Annotated in this window: 4 protein-coding genes and 1 pseudogene; 4 read left to right on the top strand and 1 reads right to left on the bottom strand. The window is 71.8% G+C overall.

Features of this window, described 5'->3' with window-relative positions; genetic code table 11:
• The 3 genes and pseudogenes from KPL57_RS16370 to KPL57_RS16360 form a co-directional block, all read left to right on the top strand.
• Nucleotides 1-1,594 (top strand): FdhF/YdeP family oxidoreductase (locus KPL57_RS16370; RefSeq protein ID WP_226352274.1); only part of this gene is annotated, 1,594 nt, incomplete at its 5' end.
• A gap of 101 nt (nt 1,595-1,695) precedes the next feature.
• Nucleotides 1,696-2,931, top strand: coding sequence for a multidrug effflux MFS transporter (locus KPL57_RS16365; protein ID WP_226352273.1), 1,236 nt, complete (start codon nt 1,696-1,698; stop codon nt 2,929-2,931).
• A gap of 49 nt (nt 2,932-2,980) precedes the next feature.
• Nucleotides 2,981-4,284, top strand: a pseudogene (locus KPL57_RS16360) (ABC transporter ATP-binding protein); the annotation flags it as partial.
• A gap of 168 nt (nt 4,285-4,452) precedes the next feature.
• On the opposite strand, the gene KPL57_RS16355 reads toward KPL57_RS16360, so the two are convergent.
• On the bottom strand, nt 4,453-5,250 hold the full coding sequence (locus KPL57_RS16355; RefSeq protein ID WP_226351139.1) for a transposase family protein: 798 nt from the start codon (nt 5,248-5,250) through the stop codon (nt 4,453-4,455).
• A 120-nt stretch (nt 5,251-5,370) separates the two neighbouring features.
• On the opposite strand from KPL57_RS16355, the gene KPL57_RS16350 reads away from it, so the two are divergent.
• Nucleotides 5,371-6,594, top strand: coding sequence for an ISAs1 family transposase (locus tag KPL57_RS16350; protein ID WP_226350739.1), 1,224 nt, complete (start codon nt 5,371-5,373; stop codon nt 6,592-6,594).
• The last annotated feature ends 10 nt before the right edge of the window (nt 6,595-6,604 follow it).

Raw genomic sequence — 6,604 nt, 5'->3', positions numbered from 1 at the left:
CCACCCGCGCATGCTCTCGGCGCTGGAGATCGCCAAGAAGAACGGCGCGCGGATCCTCGCCGTCAACCCGCTGCCCGAGGCCGGGCTGTTCAAGTTCGACAACCCGCAGACCGTGCGGGGCATGAGCGGCATCGGCACCCACCTGGCCGACGAGTTCCTGCAGATCCGCTCAGGTGGCGACCTCGCGCTGTGGCAGGCGTTCGGACACCTACTGCTCGCCGCCGAGGACCGCAACCCGGGCAGCGTGCTGGACCGCGACTTCATCGAGCGCCACACCCACGGCTTCGAGGCCTACGCCGCGCACGTGAAGGACCTGGACCGCGACGCCGTCGTCGCCGCGACCGGGCTCACCTGGGGCGAGATCGAGAAGGCCGCGGAGATGCTCGCGACCTCGAAGCGGATCGTGAACTGCTGGGCCATGGGCATCACCCAGCACCGCAACGCCGTGGCCACCATCAAGGAGTTGGTGAACGTCGCCCTGCTCCAGGGCATGATCGGCAAGCCGGGCGCGGGCCTGTGCCCGGTCCGCGGCCACTCCAACGTGCAGGGCGACCGCACGATGGGCATCTGGGAGCGGGTCGCGGACAGCTTCCTCGACGCGATCCGCGACGAGTTCGGCTTCGAGCCGCCCCGCGAGCACGGCTACGACTCGGTCGCCGCGGTGCAGGCGATGGCGGACGGGCGGGCGAGCGTCTTCGTCGGGCTGGGCGGCAACTTCTCCCAGGCGATGTCGGACACCGGCGTCACCGAGCCCGCGCTGGAGCGCTGCGCGCTGACCGTGCAGATCTCCACCAAGCTGAACCGGTCGCACGTCGTCGCCGGGACCGACGCGCTGATCCTGCCCACCCTCGGCCGCACCGAGAAGGACCTGACCGGCGGCCGGGCGCAGCGGGTCACCGTCGAGGACTCGATGTCGGCGGTGCACGCCTCGCACGGCCGCTCGGAGCCGGCCGGTGAGCTGCTGCGGTCCGAGGTCGACATCCTGTGCGGGATCGCGCGGGCCACCCTCGGCGCGGACCACCTCGTCCCGTGGGCCGACTTCGCCGCCGACTACGACCGCATCCGCGACCGGATCGGCCGGGTCGTCCCGGGCTGCGAGGCCTACACCGAGAAGGTCGCCCGCTCCGGCGGGTTCACCCTCCCCCACCCGCCCCGGGACAGCCGCACCTTCCCGACGGCGTCGGGCAAGGCGGAGTTCACCGTCAGCCCGCTGGAGGTGGTGACCCTGCCCGAGGGCCGCCTGGTCCTGCAGAGCCTGCGCAGCCACGACCAGTTCAACACCACGATCTACGGCCTGGACGACCGCTACCGCGGCATCCACTCCGGTCGTCGGGTCGTGTTCATCTCCGACGCCGACCTGCGTGAGCTGGGCTTCGCCGACGGCGACCGGGTGAACCTGGTCAGCGAGTGGACCGACGGCAGCGAGCGGCGCGCGGACGACTTCCGGCTGGTGTCCTACTCGACGCCGAAGGGCTGCATCGCCGCGTACTACCCGGAGACGAACCCGCTGATCCCGCTGGAGTCCTACGCGGAGTCGTCGCGGTGCCCGACGTCGAAGTGGGTCCAGGTCCGGCTGGAGCCCGCCACCCGGTGATCGACGTGTGAGCGCGCTCACCCGCCCGGTGACCCCCGGGCGGAATCGGCGTCACCCCTCGTGAGGTTGCACCGTGCGGCCACACGAGGGGGGACACACCGGTGACCACAACCGCAGTCACGGCGCCGAGCCGGTTACGGATCGCGCTGATCCTGGGTGCGTTGATCGCACTCGGCCCGCTCACGATCGACACCTACCTGCCAGCACTGCCCGACGTCGGGCGCGACCTCGTCGCGTCCGAGCCGGTCGTGCAGCTGACGCTGACCGGCACGCTCGCCGGTCTGGCGCTCGGCCAGCTGGTGATCGGCCCGCTGTCCGACGCCTACGGCCGCCGCAGGCTCCTGCTCGCCGGCACCGCCGTGCACGTGCTGGCCTCGGCGCTGGTCGCCGTCGCCCCGAGCATCGAGGTGCTGGCGGTGCTGCGGGTCCTGCAGGGCGTCGGCGCCTCGGCGGGCGCGGTGATCGGCCTCGCCGTGGTGCGCGACCTGTTCACCGGCCGGGCCGCGGCGACCATGCTCTCGCGGCTGATCCTGGTGATGGGCGCCTTCCCGGTGCTCGCCCCGACCCTCGGCGCTGCCCTGCTCAACTGGGTCTCCTGGCGCGGGGTGTTCCTGTTCCTGGCCGGCTACGGCCTGGTCATGCTGGCCGTGGTCACCTCGGGGCTGCCCGAGACCCTCCCCGTCTCCCGACGCCGGTCGGCCCGGTTCGGCGCCACCGTGGCGACCTACGGCGGGCTGCTGCGCGACCGGACCTTCGTCGGGCTGGTGCTCGTCGCGGGGCTCGCGATGGGCGCGCTGTTCAGCTACGTCTCCGGCGCCGCGTACGTCTACCAGCAGCAGTTCGGGATGGACCAGCAGACGTTCGGCATCGCCTTCGGCGCCGGTGCGATCTGGCTGGTCGTCGGCACCCAGCTCAACCCGGTGGTGCTGCGCCGGGTCGAGCCCCGCCGGGTGATGTCGATCGCCGTCGCCGCCGGCGTGCTCGTCGGGCTCGTGCTGGCCGTGCTCACCGCGACCGGCACCGGCGGGCTGCCCGCTGTGCTCGCCGGCGTGTGGGCACTGCTGCTGGCCTGCGGCTTCGTCCTGCCGAACGCGCCCGCGCTGGCACTGGCCCGGCACGGCGAGTCCGCCGGGACGGCGTCGGCACTGCTGGGGTCGCTGCAGTTCGGGATCGGCGCGGCGACGTCCCCGGTCGTCGGGCTGCTCGGCAACGACGCGGCCGCGATGGGCACCGCGATGTTCGGCGCGATCGCGCTCGCCGGGATCGCGCTGGTCGCCGTCGCCCGGCCGTGGACGCTGCCGGACCTGAACGAGGAGCCGGAGCTCGCGACCGCATGACGGCCGGCTCTTGACCTGAAGTCAGCTTCAGATCATAGCGTCCCGCACCATGGACGCGAGCACCTGGACGGCCCTGCGCACCGCGAGCACCGAACCCGGCAGGCGCACCCGCCCTGCGGGGGAGACGGCCCGCCGGATCCTGGACTTCGCCCGGCCGCACCGGCGGCGGATCGCGGCGTTCCTCGCCGTCAGCACCGCCGCCGCCGTGCTGACGGTGGCGGTGCCGCTGCTCGCCGGGCGGGCCACCGACGCGGTGACCCGCGGCGAGCCGCTGTCGGTGCTCGCGCTGCTGGCCGGTCTGATGGCGGCCGTCGCGCTGGTCGAGGCGGCGCTGTCGATGCTGACCCGCTGGTACTCGGCGAACCTCGGCGAGAGCCTGATCCACCAGCTGCGGACCACCGTGTTCGACCACGTACAACGGATGCCGGTCGCGTTCTTCACCCGCACCCGCACCGGCGCCCTGGTGTCCCGGCTGAACTCCGACGTCCTCGGGGCGCAGCGGGCGTTCTCCGACACCCTCGCCGGGGTGGTGTCCAACGTCGTCGTGCTGGCGCTGACGCTCGCCGCGATGCTGGTGATCTCCTGGCCGGTGACCCTGCTGGTGACGCTGCTGCTGCCGGCGTTCCTGGTCCCGGCCCGGCTGATGGGACGGCGGCTGGCCGCGCTGGAGCGGGCGGCCGCGGACCACAACGCAGCGATGAGCACCCGGATGACCGAGCGGTTCTCCGCGCCCGGCGCCACCCTGATCACGTTGTTCGGCCGCCCGGAGCAGGAGTCCGCGGAGTTCGCCGAGCGGGCCGACCGGGTCCGCGCGATCGGGGTGCGCTCGGCGATGCTGCAGTGGACGTTCGTGACGGCGCTGACGCTCGCGTCCTCGCTGGCCGTCGCCGTCGTCTACGGCGTCGGGGGCGGGTTCGCGCTGGCCGGGGCGCTGTCCGCGGGGAACGTCGTGGCGCTCGCGCTGCTCCTGACCCGGCTCTACCAGCCGCTGACCGCGCTGGCCGGGGCCCGGATGGAGATCATGGCGGTGCTCGTGAGCTTCGAGCGGGTGCTCGAGGTCCTCGACCTGGAGCCGATGATCACCGACGCGCCGGGCGCGCGCCTGGTGCCCGACGGGCCGGTCGGCGTCGAGTTCGACCGGTGTCGTTCGCCTACCCGACCGCCGACCAGGTGTCGCTGGCGTCGCTGGAGGAGGTCGCGACGCTCGACACCCGCGGCGGTGAGCAGGTGCTGCACGACGTGTCGTTCACCGCGGCGCCCGGGGCGATGGTGGCGGTCGTCGGTTCGTCGGGGGCCGGGAAGTCCACCGTCGCCCAGCTGCTCGCCCGGCTCTACGACGTCACCTCCGGGGCAGGGCCCCGGCAAAGTCGTGATGGGTGGGTCCTGAGCTGCGGTGATGTGGGGGGTGGGGGTGGGTGCGGACACAGGCTTGGCGTGATCATGAGGGTGTCGAATCCTTGCTCACGTCAGGAAGCCTGTGTCCGCAGTGTCAGTGAGCCTTTCCCAACCTGTTTGTGCTGGTCAGGCGGTGGTGATCATGAGGGTCTGGATCGCTGCGACGAGCTGAGCAGCCTGGGAGGGGCTGGAGCGGATCTTGCGGAGGATCTTCCAGTTCTTCAGCTCGGCGTTGACCCGCTCACCCGGTGCCCGCCGTCGGGCGTGAGCGGCGTTGACGGCCTTCTGATTCGCTGACAGGGGCCGGTACCGGCCGGTGTCGAGATCGCGGCGTCGGCGTCGGTGCGGGACGGTGATCGCGGGACCGCCGCCCTGGTAGGCGGTGTCAGCGACCGCCCGCACCCCGGTGGTGTTGACCGCGTCGATGATCCCGTGGATCCGGGCAGCGCCCATGTCGTGCCGTGCCCCCGGTAGCGGCGGGGAGATCCACACCAGCCGACCCGCGGGGTCGGCGATGACCTGCACATTCAGCCCGTGACACTTGTGCTTCCCGCTATAGAACGCCCGGTCATAGCCCGAGCCCATGCCGACCCGGTCGATACGCAGCAGCGTCCCGTCCAGGATCACGAACGCCTTCCCGGCCGCGACCGTGATGGCCTGCTCCAGGGTCGGCGCGAGCGCAGCGAGCAGCCCGATCGCCTCGGCGACATACCGGGACACCGTGGACTTCCCGACTCTGAATCCGCTGGCCAGGTCGGTGTAGGTCTCGCCCTTACGTAGGTGCGCGAGCACGAGCAGGGCCTGGCGGGCCGGGGTCAGGAGCCGCCACCGGGTCCCGATCCGGCGACGATGTCCGCGCAGCAGCCCGGCCAGGACACGAACCGTGCGAGTGGACATCGACATCCCGGATGGGTAGGACAACACGCGGGGCTCCTCGGTAGGCGGTGGCGCGACAGCTATCCGTCTACCAGGAGCCCCACCCATCTCACGACAAGCCACGCACCTCACACCCCTGACCAGCACAAACAGGTTGGGAAAGGCTCAGTGTCTCCGATCGTTGCTGCTCTGGAAGGCCTGGAGGTCGGTCCTGACGCGGGGAGAGCCGCGCCGGTCGGTGAGGCGGCGGGGTTGTCGCTGGTGGAGGCCCTGTCGCGAGTGCCGGACCCGCGGAAACCACGCGGTGTCCGCCACGGTGTCCTCGCGGTGTTGCTACTGGGGGCGTGCGCGGTGTTGGCGGGGGCCCGGTCGTTCACCGCGATCGCCGAGTACGCCCATGACGTCGGCCGCGCCGTGCTGGACGTGCTCGGGGTGGGCGCGGTCGCTCCGCACGAGTCGACCATCCGCCGGGTCCTGCAACGGGTCGACGCCTCGGCGCTGGAGGCGGCGTTGCAGTCCTGGGTGTTGCCCCAGCTCAGCGCCCAGCCGGCCCCGGAGGGCACACCCCGGCGAGAACAGCGTCGCGTGCTGGCCTTGGACGGCAAGACCCTGCGCGGCGCCCGCGTCCGTGCCGCCGACGGCAGGGTCTGGCTCCCGCATCTGGTGTCGGTGCTCGACCAGACCAGCGGTGGCGTGCTCGGCCAGGTTCAGGTCGCAGAGAAAGGCAGCGAGATCACCGCGTTCACCGCGCTGCTCGACCCCCTCGACCTCGACGATGTACTGGTCACCGCGGACGCTCTGCACACCCAGCGAGCCCACGCCGACTACCTACACCGCCGCGGCGGGCACTACCTGATGACGATCAAAGCGAACCAGCCCACGCTGCTGGCACGGGTACGGGCGCTGCCCTGGACCCAGATCGGCGTCGCTGATCGTCAACGCGGGCGTGGGCACGGCCGCGTCGAGACCCGCACGATCAGCGTGGTCAGCCTGCACCCCTGTCCCGACCTGGGCGCAGAGTTCTTCCCCCACGCATCCCAGGCGATCAAGCTGGTGCGCCGGCGTCGCCCACTGCGGCCTGGCGGGAAGTGGAGAACCGAGACCGCCTACGCGATCACCAGCCTGACCAGCACCGACGCCGATCCAGGACTGCTCGCCCGCTGGATCCGTGGGCACTGGTCGATCGAGAATCGCCTGCACTGGGTCCGTGATGTCTGCTTCGACGAAGACCGCGCCACCGCCCACACCGGTCACGCCCCGCAGGTCATGTCGGCGTTGCGGAACCTCGCGATCACCGCGCTACGCCTGCACGGCGTCAGCAACATCGCCGCAGCACTCCGCCACCACGCCCGCGACCCCCATCGACCACTGACCACCTACAAGATCATCTAGCGACTTTGCC

The organism is Pseudonocardia sp. ICBG601 (assembly GCF_020496245.1).
Note: the sequence above shows the minus strand (reverse complement) of the source record. Positions and strands in the feature narration are given on the sequence as shown.